The organism is Streptomyces sp. TRM68416 (genome assembly GCF_014596915.1).
Lineage (GTDB): Bacteria > Actinomycetota > Actinomycetes > Streptomycetales > Streptomycetaceae > Streptomyces.
This window is the reverse complement of sequence record NZ_JACVWU010000020.1, coordinates 161902-184284: the sequence shown is the minus strand read 5'-3', so window position 1 is coordinate 184284 and position 22383 is coordinate 161902. Positions and strand designations below refer to the sequence as shown.

24 protein-coding genes and 1 riboswitch are annotated in these 22383 nt (G+C 71.5%); of the genes, 14 read left to right on the top strand and 10 right to left on the bottom strand.

Annotation, left to right across the window (positions count from 1 at the left end):
- Positions 1 to 471: 471 nt before the first annotated feature.
- Positions 472 to 1050, bottom strand: coding sequence for a hypothetical protein (locus ICC28_RS29155; protein ID WP_188291725.1), 579 nt, complete (start codon positions 1048 to 1050; stop codon positions 472 to 474).
- Entirely contained in the window at positions 1043 to 1822 is a 780-nt protein-coding gene (locus tag ICC28_RS29150) for an alpha/beta hydrolase (protein WP_188291735.1), read from the bottom strand. The genes ICC28_RS29155 and ICC28_RS29150 overlap by 8 nt, the downstream gene beginning before the upstream one ends.
- A gap of 149 nt (positions 1823 to 1971) precedes the next feature.
- On the opposite strand from ICC28_RS29150, the gene ICC28_RS29145 reads away from it, so the two are divergent.
- The 5 genes from ICC28_RS29145 (at position 1972) to ICC28_RS29125 (ending at position 6903) form a co-directional block, all read left to right on the top strand.
- Entirely contained in the window at positions 1972 to 2733 is a 762-nt protein-coding gene (locus tag ICC28_RS29145) for a lysophospholipid acyltransferase family protein (RefSeq protein WP_188291724.1), read from the top strand.
- Between the two features lie 46 nt (positions 2734 to 2779).
- Positions 2780 to 4000, top strand: a complete 1221-nt coding sequence (gene macS, locus ICC28_RS29140; protein WP_188291723.1) for a MacS family sensor histidine kinase — start codon at positions 2780 to 2782, stop codon at positions 3998 to 4000.
- On the top strand, positions 3997 to 4680 hold the full coding sequence (locus ICC28_RS29135) for a response regulator (protein ID WP_188291722.1): 684 nt from the start codon (positions 3997 to 3999) through the stop codon (positions 4678 to 4680). Before macS ends, ICC28_RS29135 begins: the two co-directional genes overlap by 4 nt.
- 136 nt (positions 4681 to 4816) lie before the next feature.
- Entirely contained in the window at positions 4817 to 5845 is a 1029-nt protein-coding gene (locus ICC28_RS29130) for a 6-phosphofructokinase (protein WP_188291721.1), read from the top strand.
- A gap of 62 nt (positions 5846 to 5907) precedes the next feature.
- Positions 5908 to 6903: a 2-hydroxyacid dehydrogenase gene (locus tag ICC28_RS29125; RefSeq protein WP_188291720.1), complete on the top strand. Its 996-nt coding sequence runs from the start codon at positions 5908 to 5910 to the stop codon at positions 6901 to 6903.
- Here ICC28_RS29125 and ICC28_RS29120 read toward each other — a convergent pair.
- Complete coding sequence (locus ICC28_RS29120) at positions 6855 to 8735, bottom strand: anthranilate synthase family protein (RefSeq protein WP_188291719.1); 1881 nt, start codon at positions 8733 to 8735, stop codon at positions 6855 to 6857. The two genes, ICC28_RS29125 and ICC28_RS29120, sit on opposite strands and share 49 nt — an antisense overlap.
- Before the next feature lie 103 nt (positions 8736 to 8838).
- The gene (locus ICC28_RS41595) at positions 8839 to 8901 is read right to left on the bottom strand and encodes a trp operon leader peptide (RefSeq protein WP_188291734.1); all 63 of its coding nucleotides are present in this window, start codon (positions 8899 to 8901) and stop codon (positions 8839 to 8841) included.
- Between the two features lie 100 nt (positions 8902 to 9001).
- Here ICC28_RS41595 and ICC28_RS29110 point away from each other — a divergent pair, with 100 nt between their 5' ends.
- Both ICC28_RS29110 and ICC28_RS29105 read left to right on the top strand, forming a co-directional pair.
- Complete coding sequence (locus ICC28_RS29110; RefSeq protein WP_188291718.1) at positions 9002 to 10354, top strand: class II 3-deoxy-7-phosphoheptulonate synthase; 1353 nt, start codon at positions 9002 to 9004, stop codon at positions 10352 to 10354.
- 150 nt (positions 10355 to 10504) lie between these two features.
- On the top strand, positions 10505 to 10738 hold the full coding sequence (locus ICC28_RS29105) for a bacterioferritin-associated ferredoxin (RefSeq protein ID WP_188291717.1): 234 nt from the start codon (positions 10505 to 10507) through the stop codon (positions 10736 to 10738).
- Positions 10739 to 10761: 23 nt separating this feature from the next.
- On the opposite strand, the gene bfr is transcribed toward ICC28_RS29105, so the two are convergent.
- The gene (gene bfr, locus ICC28_RS29100) at positions 10762 to 11241 is read right to left on the bottom strand and encodes a bacterioferritin (RefSeq protein WP_188291716.1); all 480 of its coding nucleotides are present in this window, start codon (positions 11239 to 11241) and stop codon (positions 10762 to 10764) included.
- 174 nt (positions 11242 to 11415) lie between these two features.
- On the opposite strand from bfr, the gene ICC28_RS29095 reads away from it, so the two are divergent.
- Positions 11416 to 12048 (top strand): sulfite oxidase-like oxidoreductase, encoded by a 633-nt coding sequence (locus tag ICC28_RS29095; protein ID WP_188291715.1) that lies wholly within the window; start codon positions 11416 to 11418, stop codon positions 12046 to 12048.
- A gap of 1 nt (position 12049) precedes the next feature.
- On the opposite strand, the gene ICC28_RS29090 is transcribed toward ICC28_RS29095, so the two are convergent.
- The 5 genes from ICC28_RS29090 to thiO form a co-directional block, all read right to left on the bottom strand.
- Positions 12050 to 12919 carry a deoxyribonuclease IV gene (locus ICC28_RS29090; protein ID WP_188291714.1) on the bottom strand — a complete coding sequence of 290 codons (870 nt, stop codon included), beginning with the start codon at positions 12917 to 12919 and terminating at the stop codon, positions 12050 to 12052.
- 57 nt (positions 12920 to 12976) lie between these two features.
- Positions 12977 to 14914 carry a Stk1 family PASTA domain-containing Ser/Thr kinase gene (pknB, locus tag ICC28_RS29085; protein ID WP_188291713.1) on the bottom strand — a complete coding sequence of 646 codons (1938 nt, stop codon included), beginning with the start codon at positions 14912 to 14914 and terminating at the stop codon, positions 12977 to 12979.
- A gap of 199 nt (positions 14915 to 15113) precedes the next feature.
- Positions 15114 to 15908 (bottom strand): thiazole synthase, encoded by a 795-nt coding sequence (locus ICC28_RS29080; protein ID WP_188291712.1) that lies wholly within the window; start codon positions 15906 to 15908, stop codon positions 15114 to 15116.
- Between the two features lie 3 nt (positions 15909 to 15911).
- The gene (thiS, locus tag ICC28_RS29075) at positions 15912 to 16112 is read right to left on the bottom strand and encodes a sulfur carrier protein ThiS (RefSeq protein WP_188291711.1); all 201 of its coding nucleotides are present in this window, start codon (positions 16110 to 16112) and stop codon (positions 15912 to 15914) included.
- Positions 16109 to 17275, bottom strand: coding sequence for a glycine oxidase ThiO (gene thiO, locus ICC28_RS29070; protein ID WP_188291710.1), 1167 nt, complete (start codon positions 17273 to 17275; stop codon positions 16109 to 16111). The genes thiS and thiO overlap by 4 nt, the downstream gene beginning before the upstream one ends.
- Positions 17273 to 17384, bottom strand: a riboswitch (TPP riboswitch). It overlaps the preceding gene by 3 nt.
- Positions 17385 to 17436: 52 nt before the next feature.
- Here thiO and ICC28_RS29065 point away from each other — a divergent pair.
- The 6 genes from ICC28_RS29065 to ICC28_RS29040 all read left to right on the top strand — a co-directional run bounded on the left by ICC28_RS29065 (position 17437) and on the right by ICC28_RS29040 (position 22378).
- Positions 17437 to 17787: a hypothetical protein gene (locus ICC28_RS29065; RefSeq protein ID WP_188291709.1), complete on the top strand. Its 351-nt coding sequence runs from the start codon at positions 17437 to 17439 to the stop codon at positions 17785 to 17787.
- A 32-nt stretch (positions 17788 to 17819) separates the two neighbouring features.
- Entirely contained in the window at positions 17820 to 19034 is a 1215-nt protein-coding gene (locus ICC28_RS29060) for an FAD-dependent oxidoreductase (protein ID WP_188291708.1), read from the top strand.
- Between the two features lie 134 nt (positions 19035 to 19168).
- Positions 19169 to 19534, top strand: coding sequence for an Rv2175c family DNA-binding protein (locus ICC28_RS29055; protein WP_086171562.1), 366 nt, complete (start codon positions 19169 to 19171; stop codon positions 19532 to 19534).
- Positions 19535 to 19607: 73 nt separating this feature from the next.
- Positions 19608 to 20255 (top strand): thiamine phosphate synthase, encoded by a 648-nt coding sequence (thiE, locus tag ICC28_RS29050; protein ID WP_188291707.1) that lies wholly within the window; start codon positions 19608 to 19610, stop codon positions 20253 to 20255.
- Positions 20256 to 20423: 168 nt separating this feature from the next.
- On the top strand, positions 20424 to 21347 hold the full coding sequence (gene metF / locus ICC28_RS29045; protein ID WP_188291706.1) for a methylenetetrahydrofolate reductase [NAD(P)H]: 924 nt from the start codon (positions 20424 to 20426) through the stop codon (positions 21345 to 21347).
- A gap of 56 nt (positions 21348 to 21403) precedes the next feature.
- Positions 21404 to 22378, top strand: coding sequence for a hypothetical protein (locus tag ICC28_RS29040; RefSeq protein ID WP_188291705.1), 975 nt, complete (start codon positions 21404 to 21406; stop codon positions 22376 to 22378).
- Positions 22379 to 22383: the final 5 nt, after the last annotated feature.

Below are 22383 nucleotides of genomic sequence, written 5' to 3'. Positions count from 1 at the left end.
GGGGGCCGGGGGGGGGGGGGGGGGGGGGGGGGGAGCCACGGCTCCACCGACCGGCCGACCGGCCGACCCGCCCGCACATCCACCGATCCGCACATCCGCCGATCCGCCGGACCTGCCGGTCCGCCCCGCCCGCGGGCCTGCTGGACTGCCGGGTGCGCGGACTCGCCGGTTCGCCCGAGGCTGCCGGTGCGCCGATGCGCCCTGTCTGCGGGTCTGTCGGTCCGCAGGGCTGCCGGGTGTGCTGGTCCGTCGGTCGGTCGAGGCTGCCGGTGCGTCCTGCTGGCCTGTCGGTCGGCCGAGGCCGCCAGTGCGCCCCGCCTGCCGTTCCGTCGGTCGGCCGAGGCTGCCAGTGCCCCGGGCCTGTCGGCCCGTCGCTCTGCCCGGCTGTCGGTCTCCGTGCCTGCGGGGCTGTCGGCCCGCCGGTTCGCCGGTTCGCCGGGCTGTCAGGTGGCGGGCCGTTCGACCGCCGGGCTACACCACCGCCCCCCGCCCCGGGTCGTCGTCGTCCTCGTCGCCCGTCCGCATTCGCATGACCAGCGTGGCGAAACCGCCCAGGAAGCCGCCGATGCCGAGGGTGGTGAGCCACCAGACCATGTCCCAGCCCAGGAGGACGGCGATCAGCAGCAGGAGTGGTCCGCCGATCACCGCCAGCCAGGCGAACTTCGCCGTCGTGTCCGTCTCGGGCAGGGGCGGCGGCTCCGGCGGGACGAAGTGACCCTCGTCGTCCTCGTCGTCGCCGCGGTGGACCTCGTTCGGCGGCTCGGCCACGGTGTAGTCGCGCGGTCCGACGCCGGGCGCGAAGGCGACGGAGCTGCCCAGTGACTTGGTGGTGGCGGGCTTGTCCTGCTCCGGCTTCTCCTCCGGACCGTCGTTCGGCTCGGCCTCCAGCAGCGCCAGATCCTCGACGGACTTGAACGGCTTGGCACCGGGCGGGTCCGGCGGCTCCTCGCCGTAGCCCGCGACGATCGCCGCCCAGGCCGCGTCCTCGTCGAACCGGGCACCCTGATCGTCCGGCTCGCGGTCCTCGCGGTCGGAGTCGTGCTCAGCCACCTACGGCCGTCCCTTCCTTGCCGAGACTGGGGGCGATCCGGTTCATGAACGCGTAGCTCTCCTCGAAGATCCGGTCCGCGTCATGGTCCAACGTCGCGACGTGGTAGCTCTGTTCCAGCACGATCTCCGTCACGTCCGTCGACGAGACACGGCTGAGGACGCGGGCCGAGTCGGCCGGCGGGACCACATGGTCCTGCGGGCTGTGCAGGAGCAGCAGCGGCTGGGTGACCTGCGGCAGCTCACCGTCGAGCATCCGGAAGAAGACCCGCAGCGAGTGCGCGGCGTGCAGCGGCACGCGCGTGTAGCCCAGCTCGACGCTGCCCTCCTTGGCGATGTCGCTGGCGATGCCCTTCGTGGACCGGACGAAGTGACGGACCACCGGGAGGGCGTGCGCGGCCAGGCCGTGCACCTTGTTGCCCGGGTTGACGACCACCACGCCGTCGACCGCGCCGCCGTGCTTCGCGGCCAGCCGCAGGGCCAGCGCGCCGCCCATGGAGAGCCCGGCGACGAACACACGCGTGCAGCGCTCACGCAGGGCGCGCAGCTCGCGGTCCACCTCCGCGTACCAGTCCTGCCAGCCGGTGAGCTGCATGTCCTCCCAGCGTGTGCCGTGCCCGGGCAGCAGGGGCAGCGAGACGGTCAGGCCGCGCTCGGCGAGGTACTCCGCCCAGGGGCGCAGCGACTGCGGGGAACCGGTGAAGCCGTGGCAGAGGAGGACTCCGACCTCCCCGCCCTCATGGCGGTACGGCTCGGCTCCAGGAAGGACCGGCACCTTCGGTCTCCTGTTCATGAGGTCGATTGCAGGTACTTCACCGTACGCGACCGCACTGACACCGACCAGGGCCGTCGAAGTCTTTGACAGTGCTCCGGGTTAAGGTCTGATCGACAGACACAGGAGGCACTCGGTTGTTGTACGGCGCGATGAAGGTATCCATCGGGGGGCCGCTGAAGCTCGCCTTCAGGCCCTGGGTGGAGGGCCTGGAGAACGTTCCCGCCGAGGGCGCCGCGATCCTGGCGAGCAACCACCTCTCGTTCTCCGACTCGTTCTTCCTGCCCGCGGTCCTCGACCGCAAGGTCACCTTCATCGCGAAGGCCGAGTACTTCACCACCCCCGGCCTCAAGGGCCGGATGACCGCCGCCTTCTTCAAGGGCGTCGGCCAGCTCCCGGTGGACCGCTCCGGGGCGCGCGGCGCGGGCGAGGCCGCCATCAAGAGCGGCATCGAGGTCATCGAGCGCGGTGAGCTGTTCGGGATCTACCCGGAAGGCACCCGTTCGCCCGACGGCCGTCTGTACCGCGGCAAGCCCGGCGGCCTCGCGCGCGTGGCGCTCGCCACCGGCGCGCCGGTCATCCCGGTCGCCATGATCGACACCGAGAAGATCCAGCCGCCGGGCCAGGTGATGCCCAAGCTGATGCGGCCCGGCATCCGTATCGGCAAGCCCCTGGACTTCAGCCGCTACCAGGGCATGGAGCACGACCGCTTCGTGCTTCGCGCGGTGACCGACGAGGTCATGTACGAGATCATGAAGCTCTCCGGCCAGGAGTACGTCGACATGTACGCGACCGCCGCCAAACGGCAGATCGCGGAGGCGGCGAAGGCCGAGAAGGAAGCCGAGAAGGCGGCGAAGGCCGCGCTCGCGAAGGCCGGGAAGAATCCGGCCGAAAAGGAGAAGTCCGAGTCCTAGACGCGCCAGTCCGGGGCGGGACGGGGCGGGCCGGGGGGAGCCAGGTGTGGCCAAGCGCGAGACGGTGACGAGGATGTCGGTCGAGCAGCCGCTGTGGCGTGCGCTCAGGGGATACCGGGTCCTGACCCTGCTGTACGCGATCGGTCTGTTCGTCAGCGCCTACGACGAGTTCGCCCGGCCCTGGGTCGCGATCGCCTACTTCGCCGTCCTGACCGTATGGACGTTCGCGACGCTGCCCAAGGTCTCCGGCGCCGCCGCCTGCACCAAGCGGTTCCTCACCGCCGACCTGACCATCGCGCTGGTCGGCATCCTGCTCACCCGGGTCGCCGACTCGGCCGAACACATCGAGACGGGCAGTCCGACACTGCCGTCGATATGGACGGCCGGCTCGGTGCTGGCGTTCGCCATCAAGGGCGGCTGGCGCTGGGCGGCCTTCGCCTCCACGCTGGTCGCCGTCGCCAACCTGGTGCACCGCGGCTCCCCGGCCCGCGACACCGTCCACGCCGTGATCCTGGTCTGGGTCGCTTCCATCGCCATCGGCTACGTTGTCGAGGTCGCCCGCGCCTCCGAGCGCACCCTCGCCCGCGCCCTGGAGATCGAGGCCGCCACCCGCGAGCGCGAGCGGCTGGCCCGGGACATCCACGACAGCGTGCTCCAGGTCCTCGCCATGGTCCAGCGGCGCGGCGCCGTCATCGGCGGTGAGGCGGCCGAGCTGGGCCGGCTGGCCGGCGAGCAGGAGGTGGCGCTGCGCACGCTGGTCTCCGGCGGCCTGACGCCCGTCTCCCGGGTGTCGGAGGACGTGGCCGAGGGGGCGGTCGTACGGGCCGTGGAGGAGCCGGACGAGCCGGACGACGCCGACGGCCCGCTCGACCTGCGCGCGCTGCTCGCCCCGTACGCCGGATCGCGGGTCAACCTCGCCGAGCCCGGCGCCCCCGTCCTCCTGCCCCCGGCCCCCGCGCGCGAGCTGGCCGCGGCCGTCGGGGCCGCCCTGGACAACGTCCGCAGGCACGCCGGGGAGCACGCGCGCGCGTGGATCCTCGTGGAGGACGAGCCCGACGAGGTGATCGTGACCGTCCGCGACGACGGCCCCGGCATCCCCGAGGGGCGGCTCGCGCAGGCCGAGGGCGAGGGACGGCTCGGGGTGGCCCTCTCCATCCGGGGACGGCTGCGCGACCTCGGCGGCAGCGCCGACCTCATCTCCGTGCCCGGGCAGGGCACCGAAGTCGAACTGAAGGTACCGAAGCAGATGTCACGGGGGATGCGATGAGCGAGCGACCGAGCGGCCCGATCAAGGTGATGGTGGTCGACGACCACCCCATGTGGCGCGACGCCGTCGCCCGCGACCTGGCCGAGCACGGCTTCGACGTGGTCGCCACCGCCGGCGACGGCGAGCAGGCGGTGCGCCGCGCCAAGGCCGCCGCCCCCGACGTCCTCGTCCTCGACCTGAACCTGCCCGTCAAGCCGGGCGTCCAGGTCTGCAAGGAACTCGTGGGCCACAACCCCGCCCTGCGCGTCCTCGTCCTGTCGGCGAGCGGCGAGCACGCCGACGTCCTGGAGGCGGTGAAGTCGGGCGCCACCGGCTATCTGCTGAAGTCGGCCTCGACGGAGGAGCTGCTGGACGCGGTGCGCCGTACGGCGCTGGGCGACCCGGTGTTCACCCCGGGGCTGGCCGGCCTGGTCCTCGGCGAGTACCGCCGCCTCGCCTCCGAGCCCGCGCCCGCCGCGCAGGACGCCGACCAGCCGGGCACCCCGCGCCTCACCGACCGGGAGACCGAGGTGCTGCGGCTGGTCGCCAAGGGCCTGAGCTACAAGCAGATCGCCGAACGCCTGGTCATCTCGCACCGCACGGTGCAGAACCACGTCCAGAACACGCTCGGCAAGCTGCAGCTGCACAACCGCGTCGAGCTGGTGCGTTACGCCATAGAGCGCGGCCTCGACGAGGAGTGAGCGCCCCTCGGACTTGACGTCGGGTAAACCAACAGCCCGACGTTTCACCGGAATTGCCCTTCCCGCCCATCCCAATGTGACCTGGATCACCATTAGCGTGAGCCGTGTCAGGCAACCGCGGCGAAGGGATATTTCCATGCGGGTCGGAGTACTGACCGGAGGCGGCGACTGCCCCGGGCTCAACGCCGTCATCCGGGCCATCGTCCGCAAGGGCGTGCAGGAGTACGGCTACGACTTCGTCGGCTTCCGGGACGGCTGGCGCGGTCCGCTCGAAGGGGACAGCGTGCGTCTCGACATCCCCGCCGTGCGCGGCATCCTGCCGCGCGGCGGCACCATCATCGGTTCCTCGCGCACCAACCCGCTCAAGCACGACAACGGCATCCGCCGCATCAAGGAGACCCTCGCCAAGCAGGAGGTGGGCGCCCTCATCACGATCGGCGGCGAGGACACACTGGGCGTGGCCGCACAACTGTCGCAGGACTACGGGGTGCCCTGCGTCGGCGTACCGAAGACGATCGACAACGACCTCTCCGCCACCGACTACACCTTCGGCTTCGACACCGCCGTGGGCATCGCCACGGAGGCCATCGACCGGCTGCACACCACCGCCGAGTCCCATATGCGCGTCCTGGTCGTGGAGGTGATGGGCCGTCACGCCGGCTGGATCGCCATCCACTCCGGACTCGCGGGCGGCGCCAACGTCATCCTCATCCCCGAGCAGCGCTTCGACACCGAGCAGGTGTGCGCCTGGGTGACCTCCCGCTTCAAGGCCTCGTACGCGCCGATCGTGGTCGTCGCCGAGGGTGCCATGCCGAGGGACGGCGACATGGTGCTCAAGGACGAGTCGCTGGACTCCTTCGGGCATGTGCGGCTGTCCGGCGTGGGGGAGTGGCTGGCCAAGGAGATCGAGAAGCGCACGGGCAAGGAGTCCCGTACGACCGTGCTCGGCCACGTCCAGCGGGGCGGCACGCCCAGCGCCTTCGACCGCTGGCTCGCCACCCGGTTCGGACTGCACGCCGTCGAGGCCGTCCACGACGGCGACTTCGGCAAGATGGTCGCCCTGCGCGGCACGGACATCGTGCGCGTGCCCATCGCCGAGGCGACCAGGAAGCTGAAGACGGTGGACCCCAAGCTCTACGACGAGGTCGGAGTGTTCTTCGGCTGACACGGCACCCGGGGGTTGTGGGCCGTATATTCGGCCCATAACCCTATGAAACGGGAGCAGCCGTGGAGATCCTCGCCTTCGGTGTCCAGGCGGACGAGAAGCCCCTGATCGAGCAGGCCTTCGCCGGTCACCACGACGTGCGCTGCCTGGACGTCTTCCTCAACGAGGACACCGCCCCGATCGCGGCCGGCTACGAGATCGTCTCCACCAGCGTCAACGCCGACCTCGGCCCGCGCGTCCTGCAGATCCTCGCGGCCGGCGGCACCCGGATGATCGCCCAGCGCTCCACCGGCTTCAACAACATCGACCTCGACGTGGCCGAGCGCGTCGGCATGACGGTGGCCCGGGTCTCGTACTACTCGCCGTACTCGGTCGCCGAGTTCGCCTGGACCCTCGCCATGGCGGTCAACCGCCGTATCGTCCGGGCCTCCACCCGCACCCGCGACTTCGACTTCCGGCTCGACGGGCTGATGGGCCGCGACATGCACGGCCGCACCGCGGGCATCCTCGGCACCGGAAAGATCGGCGAGGCCTTCGCCCGGATCGCCCACGGCTTCGGCATGAGACTGCTCGGCTGGGACGTCGCCGAGAACCCCGCCTGCGTGGAACTCGGCATGAAGTACGTCCCCAAGGACCAGCTCCTGGCCGAGTCCGACCTGATCACCCTGCACGTCCCGCTGCTCCCGGAGACCCGGCACCTCATCGACGCGGCCGCGCTCAGGGCGATGCGGAGCGACGCGATCCTGGTGAACTCCAGCCGCGGCGGCCTCATCGACACCATGGCCCTCGTCACCGAACTGCGCGCCGGCCGCTTCACCGGCGTCGGCCTCGACGTCTACGAGGCGGAGGCGGGCCTGTTCTTCCTCGACAAGTCCCTGGAGGCCGTCGAGGACGACACCCTGGCCCGCCTGGTCACCTTCCCCAACGTCCTGGTCACGTCCCACCAGGCGTACTACACCGCGGACGCCGTAGGCCAGATCATCGACACCACGGTGCGGAACGTCCTCGACTACACGGAGGGCCGCCGCTCGGAGAACGTGCTGGTGCCGCGCAGCTGACCGACCAGCTCCCGGACGATCGCGGCGCCGTCCAGCGTCAGCACCGACTCGGGGTGGAACTGCACCCCCGCGAACCCCGCCCCGCGCAGCGCGTGCACCTCGTGCGACGCGCTCCGGCTGACCTCCACGCCGTGCGCGGCCAGCTCCGCGGCCGCTTCGTCGTCGCAGCGCGCCACGAAGCTGTTGTAGAAGCCGACCGTCTCGGCCCGCCCGAACAGGTCGATCTCCGTCTGCGCCCCCTGGTACGGCACCTCCTTCCGTACGATGTCCAGCCCCAGCTCGGCCGCGATCAGCTCGTGCCCGAGACAGACCCCGAGCACGCCGTGCCGGTGGCTGCGGAGGGCCTCGGCGGTCAGGGCGCGCAGGAACCGCATCTTGGGGTCGGCGGTGTCGGACGGGTCGCCCGGCCCGGGACCGAGCACCAGCGGCCCCTCGTGCGCCAGGACCGCCTCCCGCAGCCCCTCCTCGTCGTAGCGCCGGACGGTCACCTCAAGACCGCCGGAGCGCAGCACGTGCGCGAGCATCGCCGTGAAGGTGTCCTCGCCGTCGACGACCAGGGCGTGCCCGGTCAGCTCCCCGGCCCGCTCCTGCATCCGCAGCCAGAAGGGGGCGAGCGAGGCCCTGCGCCCGTCGAGTGCGGCCCGCACGCGCGGGTCGTCGGCCAGCCGGGGGCGGCTGCCCTCCGCACGCGGCCGGGACGGCCGTACGCCCAGCGCCGCCAGCACCCCCGCCGCCTTCGCGTGGGTCTCGGCGACCTCGCCCGCCGGGTCCGAGCCGCGGACCAGGGTCGCGCCGACCGGGACGCGCAGCCGGCCGTCGGCGGAGATGTCGGCGGTGCGGATGAGGATGGGGGAGTCGAGGGTCTGGGCGCCGCCGGAATCCCGGCCGAGCAGCGCGAGCGCGCCCGCGTAGTAGCCGCGCCCGCCCACCTCGTGGCGCTCGATCACCCGGCAGGCGTTCTGCACGGGGGAGCCGGTGACGGTGGCCGCGAACAGGGTCTCCCGCAGGACCTCCCGGACGTCCAGCGAGGACTTCCCGCGCAGCTCGTACTCGGTGTGCGCGAGGTGGGCCATCTCCTTCAGCCGCGGCCCGACGACGACTCCGCCCATGTCGCCGACCGTGCACATCATCTTCAGCTCCTCGTCGACGACCATCGACAGCTCCTCGATCTCCTTGCCGTCGGCGAGGAAGCCGAGCAGATGCTCGGGGGTCGGGCCCTCGGCGGGATAGCGGTACGTCCCGCTGATCGGGTTCATGACGACGGTCCCGCCGGACATCCGGACGTGCACCTCCGGACTGGCCCCGACCAGCGTCCGGTCCCCGGTGTGCACGACGAACGTCCAGTACGCGCCCCGCTCGCCGTCCAGCAGCCGCCGGAACAGGGCGAGGGCATCGCTACGGGAGAACCCCGCGATCTCCCCCTCGTACGTCCGCCGGATCACGAAGTTGGCGCCCTCGCCCCGCCCGATCTCCTCCCGCAGCACCCGCCCGACGATCTCGCCGTACTCCTCGTCACCGACGTCGAAACCACCCCGCTCGACACGCACGTCATGGGCCGGGAGCTGCGCCAGGGCATCGGCGAGCGGAACCTCGTACGTCTCCTCCGGGAGCAGCACCGACAGCGGTGTGCCGTCGTCGCGGACGTCGAAGCCGCGCTCGCGGATCTGGCGGAACGGGACGAGCGCGAGGCCCTCGTCGGGGAGGTCTGCGAGGCGGTCGTGGGCGGTGACCTCGCCGATCAGCACCTCGATCACGTCGTGGTCGCGGCCGGGGGTGCGGCGGCGCAACAGGGCGAACGGGCGGGGATCGTCGAGCAGGTCGAGCAGCTGCATGGGTCCGTTTCCTTCTCGTGAGAGTTCACTGGGAGGAACGGACCCCGGGAAACACCGAAGGCCGCCCCTCGGGCGGCCTTCGCGAAGTCTTGCGTACGCGCAGTCAGTGGGCCGCCGGAGAAGCGGTCCACCACCAGTTCTGGATCTGGGTCGAGTGCGCGAACATGCGCCGACTCTAGCGCATGAGGGACTCCGGGTGAGCGAGCTGTGTCTCACTTGGTGAGCCAGGGAATGGACCGCGGACACAAGCCCGTAATGTTGACGTCGTGACCGTGAACGCTAAGACCAGCGCGAGCGCTGGCAACACCTGGCGAGACCTGCCCGCGGCGCAGCAGCCCGAGTACCCCGACACCGAGGCTCTGCGCGCAGTGATCGCGGACCTCGAGTCGTATCCGCCGCTCGTTTTCGCGGGCGAGTGCGACCAGCTGCGCGCCCGGATGGCGGCCGTCGCCAAGGGAGAGGCGTTCCTTCTCCAGGGCGGCGACTGCGCCGAGGCCTTCGACGCGGTGTCGGCCGACCAGATCCGCAACAAGTTGAAGACCTTGCTCCAGATGGGCGCCGTCCTCACGTACGCCGCCTCCGTGCCGGTCGTGAAGGTCGGCCGGATCGCCGGTCAGTACTCCAAGCCGCGCTCCAAGCCGACCGAGACCCGCGACGGCGTGACCCTGCCGACCTACCGCGGCGACTCCGTCAACGGCTTCGACTTCACCGAGGCCGCCCGCGTCCCGGACCCCGAGCGGCTGAAGCGGATGTACCACGCCTCCGCCTCCACGCTGAACCTGGTGCGCGCCTTCACCACCGGCGGCTACGCCGACCTGCGCCAGGTGCACGCCTGGAACCAGGACTTCGTGAAGTCGTCCCCGTCCGGCCAGCGCTACGAGCAGCTCGCCCGCGAGATCGACAACGCGCTGAACTTCATGCACGCCTGCGGGGCCGACCCGGAGGAGTTCAAGACGGTCGAGTTCTACTCCTCGCACGAGGCGCTGCTGCTCGACTACGAGACCGCGCTGACCCGCGTCGACTCCCGCACGGGCAGCCTGTACGACGTCTCCGCGCACATGGTGTGGATCGGTGAGCGCACCCGGCAGCTGGACCACGCGCACATCGAGTTCGCCTCGAAGATCCGCAACCCGATCGGCATCAAGCTCGGCCCGACGACGACGGCCGAGGAGGCGCTGCAGTACATCGACCGTCTGGACCCGGAGCGCGAGCCGGGCCGGCTGACCTTCATCGTCCGGATGGGCGCGGACAAGATCCGCGACAAGTTCCCCGAGCTGGTCGAGAAGGTCACGGCGTCCGGTGCCACGGTGGCCTGGGTGACCGACCCGATGCACGGCAACACCTTCGAGGCGGCCTCCGGCCACAAGACCCGCCGCTTCGACGACGTGCTCGACGAGGTCAAGGGCTTCTTCGAGGTCCACAAGAGCCTCGGCACCCACCCGGGCGGCATCCATGTCGAGCTCACCGGTGACGACGTCACCGAGTGCGTGGGCGGCGGCGACGAGATCTTCGTCGACGACCTGCACCAGCGCTACGAGACGGCCTGCGACCCGCGGCTGAACCGCAGCCAGTCCCTTGACCTGGCCTTCCTGGTCGCGGAGATGTACAGGGACCAGTAGCCGGTTCGGCTGTTACGCAAGAGCGCGGTGGGGCGCGGATCACATACGATCCGCGCCCCACGCCACTTTTATGGCTCCTGCATGCCGGGTAAGGTTAGGTTAGCCTCACCGATCAATCGGGATGGCACGGCCTTTCAATCCCGGCGGGAGGTGAACCGCGTGTACGTCTGCAGTTGCTTCGGCGTCACCGAGCAGCAGGTCAAGAAGCACGCGGCGGACGGTGCCTGCACCCCTCGCCAGATTGCCTCCGCCTGCAAGGCGGGTACGGACTGCGGGTCGTGCGTACGGCGCATCCAGGCGATCCTGGGCCGGGGCGCGTGCCCTCGCCGTGAGCTCGCGGACCAGGGCCAGCCGGTCCTCGCCGAGCTCGACGAAGCCGCCTAGACACGTCGCCCGGACGCGGCCGCCTAGCTCTCCGGCTGCTCGATCAGCTGCGCGATGTAGAGCGGCTCGCCGAGCTTCTCCAGCAGTTCCAGCTGGGTGTCGAGGTAGTCGATGTGGTGCTCCTCGTCCTCGAGGATCGACTCGAAGATGTTCGCCGAGGTGATGTCGCCCTTGGCGCGCATGACCTCGATGCCGCGCTTGAGGCGGTCGATCGCCTCCACCTCGATCATCCGGTCGGCCTCGAACATCTCCTTGACCGTCTGCCCGATCCGGACGTGGAAGAGCCGCTGGTAGTTGGGCAGCCCTTCGAGGAACAGGATCCGGTCGGTGAGCACCTCCGCGTGCTTCATCTCGTCGAACGACTCGTGCCGCGTGTACTTGGCGAGCTTCGTCCAGCCGAAGTTCTCCTGCATCTTCGCGTGCAGGAAGTACTGGTTGATCGCGGTGAGCTCGCCGGTGAGCTGCTCGTTCAGGAATTCGATGACCTCGGGGTCGCCCTGCATCGCAGAGGCTCCTTCCAAGCGGGGGAAGTGGCGGAATGCGCCGCATCCTTGCACCGGCATCGAAGATCGTCCAGTAAGTCTTCACTTAGTAAGTAAGTGCATGCTTAGTCCAATTTGCACGGTTTGGAGTGGGGCTGGTCCTGTGCACTGCTTCGGGTCTGTCAGGATGGAGACATGGGTCAGCCGGTGGAGAGCGAATCTGGAGGAGCGGGACAGCCGGAGCTTCCGCCGGGGCAGCGACTGCAGCGCGGCTGGCCGGTCACCCACTACGGGCCCGTCCCCAAGTTCCGCCCCGAGCGCTGGGAGTTCAGGGTCTTCGGGGCCACCGCCGACGGCGAGAAGCACTGCTGGAACCACGAGGAGTTCGCGGCCCTGCCGTACAAGACCGTCGTGGCCGATCTGCACTGCGTCACGAAGTTCAGCATGCTCGGGGCCGAGTGGGGCGGCATTCCGGCGCGGACGATCCTGGAGATCGCCCCGCCCGCGCCCGCCGTCACCCATGTGATGGTGTGGGCCGAGTACGGCTTCAGCTCAAACCTGCGCCTCGCGGACTTCGCCGCCGCGGACACCATCTTCGCCACCCACAAGGACGGCGAACTGCTCACCGCGGAGCACGGCTTCCCGCTCCGCCTCGTCGTCCCCCACCTGTACGCCTGGAAGGGCCCCAAGTGGGTCCGCGGCGTGGAGTACATGACCGCCGACCGCCGCGGCTTCTGGGAGGAGCGCGGCTACCACAACATCGGCGACCCGTGGCGGGAGCAGCGCTACTCGTACCAGGAGCAGCCCGGGGACGGGCCCGAGCTCTGAGTCAGCTCTCGCGGAGCTTCTTCAGCCGCTCCACGTCCGCCGCGTGCCCCTCCTTGCCGCCGGGCGTCTCGATGATCAGCGGTACGCCCTCGGTGGCGGGGTGGGTCATCAGGGCGCGGAACGGGTCCTCGCCGATGTGGCCGACGCCGATGTTCTCGTGCCGGTCCTTGTGCGCGCCCACCACGTCCTTGGAGTCGTTGGCGTGGATCAGCTTCAGCCTGCCCTCGCCGACGGTGTCGACGAGGAGGTCGAGCGTCTGACGCATGCCGTCCGGGCCGGTCAGGTCGTGCCCGGCGGCGAAGATGTGGCACGTGTCCAGACACACGCCCAGCTTCGGATGGGCGTCCAGCGCCTCGAAGTACGGCCCGAAGTCCCAGGTGCGCGAGCACAGGGAGGAGCCCTGCCCGGCGGTGGACTCCAGCAGCAGGTACGGGTCGTCGTCGTGGGTCAGTTCGTCGAGCAGCGGCAGCAGGTACTCGCGCACCTGCTTCAGGGCGACGGAGCGGTCCCGTCCGCCGGTCGCGCTGCCCGTGTGCACCACCACACCCCGCGCACCGATCTCTCGTCCGCGCCGCAGCGAGTGGCGCAGCGACTCCACCGACTTCTCGACCGTCGCCTCGGTGTGCGAACCGAAGTTGATCAGGTACGGGGCATGGACGTACGCCGGGATCGACTCGGCCGCGCAGGCCGCGCGGAACTCCTCGTCCTGCCGCGGGTTGCCGGCGGGCGTGGCCCAGCCGCGCGGGTTGGCGACGAAGACCTGCACGGTCTCGGCCTTGAGGTCACGGGCGTAGGCCAGGCCCACGGAGTTCAGACCGCCGGCCACGGGGACATGGCCGCCGACGGGGTTGCGGAGTTGCTCGATGGTCACCTGATCAGGGTGCCATGGCCTGGGGAGCGCCCCGTCGGCGGATCTCCAGGTGCGCCTTCAGCGGATCTTGATGGTGATCGTCGAGCCCTTGGGAGCCGTCTGACCGCCCTCGACCGACTGGCTCTTGACGGTGTCGCCGAACAGGCCCAGCAGGCCGCGGTCCTCGTCGACCTCGAAGCCGGCGGCTTCCAGCGCCGCCTTCGCGTCGCCGACGCTGTCGCCGACCACGTCCGGCACCTCGACCATCTCCGGGCCCTTGGACAGCGTCAGCGTCACCGTGTCGCCCCTGACCGCCTGGCTGTCGGCCTCCGGGGTCTGCTGGGCGACCTCGCCCTTGTCGTACTCGGAGGAGTTGACCTGCTCGGTGGCGACCCGGACCTGCAGACCGGCCGCCTCCAGCTCGGCCCTCGCGTCCGCCAGGGTCTCGCCGGTGACGTCCGGCACGTCGACCGGGATGCCCTTGCTGACGACCAGCGCGACCGCGGAGCCCGAACGGCGCTCGGTACCGGCCTCGGGGTTCGTGGAGATCACGGCGTTCTTGGCGACGCTGTCGCTGAACTCCCGCGTCACCATGCCCGGCTCGAGGCCCTCGCTCTTCAGCACGGCCTTCGCCTTGTCCAGGCGGTAGCCCTCCAGGTCGGGGACCTTCACGACCTCCGGGCCCCGGGAGACGACCAGGTTCACCGAGCCGTTGTCCCGGATGCGGCTGCCCGCCGCGGGGTCGGTGCTGATGACCCGGCCGCGCTTGACGGTGTCGCTGTAGGCGCGCTCGACCTTGCCGACGTCCAGACCGGCCTCGCCCAGCCGGTCCCTCGCCTCGGCCTCCGTCTTCGTCAGCAGTGCCGGGACCTGGGTGAACTGGCCGGAGTTGATGTACCAGACGCCCGCTCCGACGCCGAGGACCAGCAGGACGGCGACCACGATTGCGAGGGGGCCGCGCCGCGGTACGGCGACCCGGCGGCGCCGGGGCGGCAGCGGCGGCGGGGTCTCCAGCCGGCTGGTGCGGTGGAACTGCTGCTGCTCCTCGTCCTCGTTGACCGGGAGCGGACGGGGCACCGTCAGCGAACGCGGGATCACGCTGGTGCGGTCGTCGGCGTTGTCGTGTTCCGTGGACAGCGCCTGCGGCGGCACCGCGTCCAGCTGGTCCGCGCTCAGCGCACCGCGCGCCCGGCGGGTCTCGCCGAGCAGCGCGACCGCGTCGTGCGGGCGGACCTCGGGGGTGCGCGCGGTGGCCGACGCGACCAGCTCGTCGAGCTCGTACGGCAGCCCCGGCACGACGGCCGAGGGCGGTGGGACATCCTCGTGCAGATGCTTGTAGAGCACCACCGCCGGGGAGTCCCCGTCGTGCGGCTTCTCGCCGGTGAGCATCTCGTACAGCACGACACCGCACGCGTACACGTCGACGCGGGCGTCGGCGGCGCCGGGCTGCTCGATCTGCTCGGGCGCGAGGTAGGAGACGGTGCCGAGCACGGCACCGGTGGTGCTGGTCACGGTGTCCACGGACCGTACGAGCCCGAAGTCGGCGACCTTGACCCGGCCGTCGTCCCCTATGAGGACGTTCTCGGGCTTCATGTCCCGGTGCACGAAACCGGCGCGGTGCGCGGCGCCGAGCGCGGCCAGCACCGGCTCCAGGATGTCCAGCGCGGCCCGCGGCTGCAGCGCCCCCCGGTCGCGCAGCACGTCCCGCAGGGTGCAGCCGGCCACGTACTCCATGGCGAGGTAGACGTACGACCCGTCGGTGCCCTGGTCGAAGACCTGCACGACGTTGGGATGCGCCAGCCGGGCCACCGACTTGGCCTCCCGGATGAACCGCTCCACGAAGGTGCCGTCGGCCGCGAGAGCGGGGTGCATCACCTTCAGCGCGAGGACCCGGTCGAGGCGGGTGTCCACGGCCCGGTAGACCGTGGCCATCCCGCCGACGGCGATCCGCGCCTCGACGCGATAGCGGCGGTCGAGCACCTGCCCGACCAGAGGGTCCTGAAGGGTCGTATCCACGCAGGTGAGTGTACGAGCAGCAACTGACAGCCCCGCCGGTTCGGGCAGGATTGCACCGGGACTGCAGCCGACCTGTGACGCAACCCACGCGGGGCCGGCCGCCGACGGCGTTCAACCCCCACAGGAGAGGGGCCCACTTCGCGACCCACTGGAAACGGGTGGTGTGCGGATCGGAGACGCAGCGGGACCGCAGCGCCGCTCAGAACGCAGGACGCTCAGGATCAAGCACGGCCCGGCCCTCCGCAGGAGAGGACGCCTCGGCGAAATGGCGCTTGGGAATCCGTCCCGCCCGGTACGCCAACCGCCCCGCCTCCACCGCGTGCCGCATCGCGTCGGCCATCAGCACCGGCTCCTTCGCCCGCGTCACCGCCGAGGCGAGCATCACACCCGCGCACCCCAGCTCCATCGCGAGCGCCGCGTCCGACGCCGTACCGGCCCCCGCGTCCAGGATGACCGGCACGCGCGCGTGCTCCACGATCAGCCGGAAGTTGTGCGGATTGCGGATCCCGAGCCCGGACCCGATCGGCGACCCCAGCGGCATGATCGCCGCACAGCCGACGTCCTCCAGCTTCCGCGCCAGCACCGGGTCGTCGTTGGTGTACGGCAGCACCGTGAACCCGTCGTCCACCAGCGTCTCCGCCGCGTCCAGCAGTTCGATCGGATCCGGCAGCAGGGTCCGCTCGTCGGCGATGACCTCCAGCTTGATCAGATCGGTGCCGAGCGCCTCGCGCGCGAGGCGGGCCGTCAGCACGGCCTCGCCCGCCGTGAAGCACCCCGCGGTGTTCGGCAGCACCCGGATGCCCAGCCGCTCCAGCACCGACAGCACCGAGCCGTGCACCGAGGGGTCCACCCGCCGCATCGCGACCGTGGTCAGCTCCGTACCGGAGGCCACCAGCGCGCGCTCCAGGACCTCCAGGCTGGGCGCCCCGCCGGTGCCCATGATCAGCCGGGACGTGAAGGACGCACCGGCGAGGACGAAGGGATCGTCGGCCATGGTTCAGCCTCCTTGGACGGCGGTGAGGACCTCGACGCGGTCTCCCTCGGAGAGGGGGGTCGAGGGCCACTGCGCGCGCGGGACGACGGTTTCGTTGAGGGCGGCGGCCACGCCGGAGGGGGCCGCGGTGAGGGACTGCACGAGTGTGTCGAGGGCCGTGCCCGGCGCGATCTCCCGCCGCTCCCCGTTGACCGAGATGTTCATGCGGGCTGCTCCGTGAGTGCCGTGGTGCTGAAACGCTTCGGGGTGAAGGGGCGGGCCTCGTCCGGGAGTTCGCCGGAGGCCAGGGCGTGGGCCATGGCGTCGCCGGTGACGGGGGTGAGCAGCACGCCGTTGCGGTAGTGCCCGGTGGCCAGCAGCAGCCCCTCCAGCTCCGTCGGGCCGAGCAGCGGCGCGTTGTCGGGGGAGCCGGGACGCAGCCCCGCGCGCGTCTCCGTCAGCGGCAGCTCGGTGATGCCGGGCACCAGCTCGTGCGCGTCGCGCAGCAGCTCGTACACGCCCCCCGCGGTCACCGTCGTGTCCCAGCCCAGCTCCTCGCTGGTCGCGCCGACGACCAGCTCGCCGTTCTCCCGCGGCACCAGGTAGACCTGGCTGCCGCGCACCACGGCCCGCACGGTGCGGCTCAGGAACGGCGCGTGGCGCTTCGGCACGGTCAGCCGCAGCACCTGCCCCTTGACCGGCCGTACGGGAGGCAGCACATCGTCCGGGACGCCCGCCAGGCGGCCGCTGAGGCTGCCGGCGGCGAGGACCACCTGACCGGCGCCCAGCGCGGTGCCGTCGCGCGTCACGCACCCGGCCGCCCGGCCCCGCAGGACGGACAGCCGCTCGGCCCACACCCGGTGGAACACCACACCGGCCCGCTCGCAGGCGGCCATCAGAGCCCGGGCCAGGCGCCGCGGGTCGATCTGGTGGTCGCCGTCCACCCGCAGCCCGCCGCGCACGCCCGGCGCGAGCATCGGCTCCAGGCGCCGGCACTCCCGCCCGGACAGCCACTCCGACTCAAGGCCCGACTGCTGTTGCAGCACGTGCAGTTCGCGCAGGTGGGCCCGGTCGTCGGCGTCCAGTGCGACCGCGAGCGTGCCGCAGCGGCGGTAGCCGAGGTCGTGGCCGGTGAGCTCGCCGAGCTCGGCCGCGAAGTCGGGGTAGCGGCGGGCCGAGGCCAGGTTCAGGCCGAGCAGGGTCTGCTCGCCGTAGTGCAGTTCCGTGACGGCGGCCAGCATCCCGGCGGCCACCTGGGCGGCACCCCCGCCCGGTTCGGGGTCCACCACCGCCGTGGCGAACCCGCGCTGGGCGGCCCGCCAGGCCGTGACCAGCCCGATGATCCCGCCCCCCAGGACGAGAACGTCTGACGTACGCGTAGGCGACATGGGCGTCCAGCCCCTCCCTTCGCCGGCATGACCCGGATCAGGTTCGTACGGTCGGAGGCCGCCAGCCTCCCTCTCAGCCCGGTGCGTCCGGGCTCCCGCGAGTGCTTTACGTTGGCCACCCTAGCCCGACGTCGTATGTCTCAGTAAGGGAGCCTCTGCCCATGGCCCGCTCGCTCGACAATCTCGTCCTGGCCCCGGTGGCCGACCAGGCGCCGGGTCAGGTGGGCACCCGGACCCGCTTCACCTACCACGAGAAGGACGGGGAGATCTGGGCCGAGTACGCGGGCGGCGATGTCGTACGCGGTCATCTGGTCGGTACGCGACAGGGGGACCGGCTGGACTTCCGGTACGTGCAGCTCAAGCGGGACGGGACGACGTCGTCCGGGCACTGCGCGTCCACGGTCGTCGAACTCCCCGACGGGCGGCTGCGCCTGGAGGAGAGCTGGGAGTGGGAGTCGCAGCCGGGCAGCGGGACCAGCGTTGTGGAGCAGGTCACGGAGCACGACGGCTGACTGACAGATTGTCAGTTGTCTATGGTGATCAGGTGAGCGAGCAGAGGCAGGCGCAGCGGCGGGTGGTCGTGGTGGGCGCGGGCATGGCCGGCGTACAGACCGCGGTCGCCCTGCGGGAACAGGGATTCGCCGGCCCGGTGACGCTGATCGGCGCCGAACCGCACCAGCCCTACGACCGGCCTCCGCTGTCCAAGGCTGTGCTGCTCGGCAAGGCCGAGGGCTCCGCCTTCGACGTGGACTTCGAGGCGCTCGACATCGACCTCGCGCTGGGCCGCGAGGTGCTGGGCGTGCGGCCCGCCGACCGCGAGCTGGGCACCGGGGCCGGGCCCGTCCCGTACGACGTGCTGGTGCTGGCCACCGGTGCCGAACCGATCCGGCTGCCGGGCGCCGAGGGCGTGCCCGGGGTGCATCTGCTGCGCACCCTGGACGACGCGGAACGGCTGCGGCCCGTGCTCGCCCGACAGCACGACATCGTGGTCGTCGGCGCGGGCTGGATCGGTGCCGAGTTCGCCACCGCCGCGCGCGAGGCGGGCTGCGCGGTGACGGTCGTCGAGGCCGCGGACCGGCCGCTCGCGGGCGCGCTGCCCGCCGAGGTGGCCGCCCCGATGACCGGCTGGTACGCCGACAGCGGGGCGGAACTGCGCACCCACGCGCGCGTGGCGCACGTCGAGCCCGGCGCGGTCGTCCTCGACGACGGCTCGCGGCTGCCCGCGGGCGCCGTCGTGGTCGGCATCGGCGCCCGCCCCGCCACCGCCTGGCTCGCGGGCTCGGGCATCGAGCTCGGCCGCCACGGCGAGGTCGTGGCCGACGACCACCTGCGCACCTCCGTGCCGGACGTCTACGCCGTCGGCGACTGCGCCTCCTTCCCGTCCGCGAGGTACGGCGAGCGCCTCCTCGTCCACCACTGGGACAACGCCCTCCAGGGCCCGCGCACGGTGGCCGCGAACATCATCGGGGAGACCCCGTCCGGCTACGACCCGGTGCCGTACTTCTGGTCGGAGCAGTTCGGCCGCTTCGTCCAGTACGCCGGTCATCACGCGTCGGCCGACAGCACCCTGTGGCGCGGCGACCCGTCCGGCCCGGCCTGGACGGTCTGCTGGCTGCGCGAGGGCCGCCTGGTGGCCCTGCTGGCGGTGGGGCGGCCCCGGGACCTGGCCCAGGGGCGGCGGCTGATCGAGGCCGGTGCACGGATGGACCCGGAACTGCTGACGGACCCGGCGAGGCCGCTGAAGGTCGCGGTGGCGTAGCGGGCTTTCGTCCGGGTGACGTCCCTGTGTCGGCCCCGCGCCGCCCCCGTGGCGTCTCCACGCCGCCCCCGTGTCGTCCCTGGTCGGACGGGCCCGGCTTCCGACTGTCAGTGCGGGATGGCAGGCTTGTCATCGTGACCGAGATTGACGCAAAGATCGATGCTCTCGTCCCCGCCTGGCTCACCCTCCCCGACATCGCAGAGATGCTCGGTGTCGAGGTGACGCGTGTGCGGCAGCTGGTCAAGGAGGGCCAGCTCATCGCCGTACGCCGTGGTGAGAACCGGGCGCTGCACGTCCCCGCCGCCTTCATCGACGGGGACAAGGTCGTCAAGGGCCTGTCCGGGACCCTGACACTCCTGCGGGACGACGGCTTCACCGACGAAGAGATGCTGGAGTGGCTCTTCACCCCCGACGACAGCCTGCCCGGCACCCCCGCGCAGGCCCTCAGCGAGAATCGCGGTACGGAGGTGAAGCGCCGCGCCCAGGCGCTCGCCGTCTGATCACCGATCGACACCAGGTGTACGGGTCGCGGGGCGCCCGCGGCCCGTACGCACCGACAACGGGGGGACACGTATGCCCGCGACCGCACGAGCCCGGTTCTCCGACGCCCGGCTCTACCTCTGCACCGACGCCCGCAGGCGCCAGGGCGACCTCGCCGAGTTCCTGGACGCGGCCCTGTCGGGCGGGGTCGACATCGTGCAGCTGCGCGACAAGGGCATGGAGGCCGCCGAGGAGCTGGAGCACCTGAAGGTCTTCGCCGAGGCCTGCGCCCGCCACGGCAAGCTGCTCGCGGTCAACGACCGGGCGGACGTCGCCCACGCCGCCGGGGCCGACGTCCTGCACCTCGGCCAGGGCGACCTCCCGGTCCCCGCCGCCCGCGCGATCCTCGGCGACGAGGTCCTGATCGGCCGCTCCACGCACGCCGGGTCCGAGGCCGCCGCGGCCGCCGTCCAGGAGGGCGTGGACTACTTCTGCACCGGCCCCTGCTGGCCCACCCCGACCAAGCCCGGCCGCCACGCCCCCGGCCTCGACCTGGTCCGGTACACCGCGGGCCTGGGCACCGGCCGCCCCTGGTTCGCCATCGGCGGCATCGACCTGGGCAATCTCGACGAGGTGATCGAGGCGGGCGCCCGCCGGGTCGTGGTGGTCCGGGCGATCACGGAGGCGGACGACCCGGGCGCCGCGGCGGCGGAGTTCGCGAAGCGGCTGCGGGAGGTGTAGGGCCACCGCGGGACATCCGCCCACCGGGCGTCCACGGACCGGACGGGAGGAGGTCCCGGAGGGCCCCGAAAATCGCCGTCTGTCCACGGACTGGACAACAGCGCGACAAATCGGGCAAATTTCCGTCATCCGGTTGGGGGACCGCCGACCCCTGGCTAACCTGCGGGTATGGCCCTCGGCACCGCATCCACCAGGTCGGACCACGCCCCTACCGTTCGCGACATGCTCGCGACCGGCAAGACGACGTATTCGTTCGAGTTCTACGCCCCGAAGACCCCGAAGGGCGAGCGGAACCTCTGGAACGCGCTGCGCAGGGTCGAGGCCGTGGCACCCGACTTCGTCTCCGTGACCTACGGCGCGGGCGGCTCCACCCGCGCCGGCACGGTCAAGGCGACCGAGGCCATCGCCTCCGACACCACGCTCACGCCGATCGCCCACCTCACCGCGGTCGACCACTCGGTGGCCGACCTGCGCAACATCATCGGCCAGTACGCCGACGCCGGGATCCGCAACATGCTGGCGCTGCGCGGCGACCCGCCCGGCGACCCCATGGGCGACTGGGTGCCGCACCCGCAGGGCCTCACCTACGCCGCCGAACTCGTCGAGCTGATCAAGGCGTCCGGCGACTTCTGCGTCGGGGTCGCGGCCTTCCCCGCGATGCACCCGCGCTCCGCCGAGTGGGAGACCGACGTCCGGCACTTCGTCGACAAGTGCCGGGCCGGCGCGGACTACGCCATCACGCAGATGTTCTTCCAGCCCGAGGACTACCTGCGCCTGCGCGACCGGGTCGCGGCCGCCGGCTGCGAGACCCCGATCATTCCCGAGATCATGCCGATCGCCAGCGTGAAGACCCTCGCGCGGGTGCCCTCCCTCACCAACGCCGCCTTCCCCGACTCCCTGAAAGAGCGGATCCTCACAGCGCAAGACGATCCGGCCGCTGTACGCTCCATTGGCATCGAGTTCGCCACGGAGTTCTGCGCCCGGCTGCTGGCCGAGGGAGTGCCCGGTCTGCACTTCATCACGCTCAACAACTCCACGGCGACCCTGGAGATCTACGAGAACCTGGGCCTGCACCACCCGCCGCAGGCCTAGACCGGCCGCACCGCTGTACGACACACTGCGTAACGGTCATTGGGAGAGGGGCGTACATGGGCTTGATGACGGTCCTCTACATCGCGTTCGGTTTCGTCGCGCTGTGGCTGTTGGCCGAGGTGCTGCTGCAGTACAAGGCGCGTCTGCGCTGGCGGCTGGTCGCCTTCGTCGGTTTCCTCGTCGTGGTGCTCGGCGTGCTGATCACGTCACCCATCGTCATCGGCCTGGGCGCAAGCGGCTTCGCGGTCGGCCAGACCTACGTCACCCTGTCCTTCCGCCGCGGCTTCGCCGCCGGCTGGGCGGTGAACGCGCCGGCCCTGAGCGCCCTGCGGCGCCGCGGCGGGCGGGACCGCCAGGAGCCCACCCTGGAGGTCTCCGACCTCCAGGCGGCCGACGGCGCCTACGGCGACGACCAGGCATACGGCCAGGACCAGGGGTACGCCCCCGACGCCTCCGCCTACGGCCGGGACGACGACTACGACCGCGACGACGTGTTCACGCCCACGCCCCGCCCCGACACGGCGGCCCAGACCACCGCGGTGTACGAGCCGCAGCCCATGCCGGACGACACCGGCTCCTACGGCATATACGACACCTCCGCGTACCCCGCCGCCGACCCGTCCTACGCCGCGGCCCAACCGCAGGACCAGTACGCGACGGCCGCCCAGGGCGCCGACCAGTCCTACGGCTACGACGGCTACACCGGCTACGACCAGCAGCAGTACGGCTACGACACCTCCGGCCAGCAGCAGTACGCCGCCTACTCCGACCCGTACATCGGCCCCCAGACCTACGGCGGCGCCGGGTACGACACCGGCTACGGGCAGCAGTACGGCCAGCAGGACTACGGCCAGGACCAGTACGCCACCGGCACCTACCCCGGCGAGACCCCGCCCGACGGTGTGTGGGTCCCGCAGCAGCGCAGCACCGAGGACCCCTACGGCGGCGAACTCCCGCCGGAGCAGCCCTATCCGTACCAGGGCGGCCAGGGGCAGCAGGGCAGCGGCTACGGCGAGCAGTACCGCTTCTGACGGGG

Coding starts and splice junctions, on each gene's coding strand:
- ICC28_RS29145 (WP_188291724.1), top strand. CDS start 1,972: ATGAAGGTATCCATCGGGGGGCCGCTGAAGCTCGCCTTCAGGCCCTGG.
- ICC28_RS29135 (WP_188291722.1), top strand. CDS start 3,997: ATGAGCGAGCGACCGAGCGGCCCGATCAAGGTGATGGTGGTCGACGAC.
- ICC28_RS29130 (WP_188291721.1), top strand. CDS start 4,817: ATGCGGGTCGGAGTACTGACCGGAGGCGGCGACTGCCCCGGGCTCAAC.
- ICC28_RS29120 (WP_188291719.1), bottom strand. CDS start 8,735: ATGCAGCTGCTCGACCTGCTCGACGATCCCCGCCCGTTCGCCCTGTTG.
- bfr (WP_188291716.1), bottom strand. CDS start 11,241: ATGCAGGGCGACCCCGAGGTCATCGAATTCCTGAACGAGCAGCTCACC.
- ICC28_RS29095 (WP_188291715.1), top strand. CDS start 11,416: ATGGGTCAGCCGGTGGAGAGCGAATCTGGAGGAGCGGGACAGCCGGAG.
- ICC28_RS29080 (WP_188291712.1), bottom strand. CDS start 15,908: ATGGCCGACGATCCCTTCGTCCTCGCCGGTGCGTCCTTCACGTCCCGG.
- thiS (WP_188291711.1), bottom strand. CDS start 16,112: ATGAACATCTCGGTCAACGGGGAGCGGCGGGAGATCGCGCCGGGCACG.
- thiO (WP_188291710.1), bottom strand. CDS start 17,275: ATGTCGCCTACGCGTACGTCAGACGTTCTCGTCCTGGGGGGCGGGATC.
- ICC28_RS29065 (WP_188291709.1), top strand. CDS start 17,437: ATGGCCCGCTCGCTCGACAATCTCGTCCTGGCCCCGGTGGCCGACCAG.
- thiE (WP_188291707.1), top strand. CDS start 19,608: ATGCCCGCGACCGCACGAGCCCGGTTCTCCGACGCCCGGCTCTACCTC.
- metF (WP_188291706.1), top strand. CDS start 20,424: ATGGCCCTCGGCACCGCATCCACCAGGTCGGACCACGCCCCTACCGTT.
- ICC28_RS29040 (WP_188291705.1), top strand. CDS start 21,404: ATGGGCTTGATGACGGTCCTCTACATCGCGTTCGGTTTCGTCGCGCTG.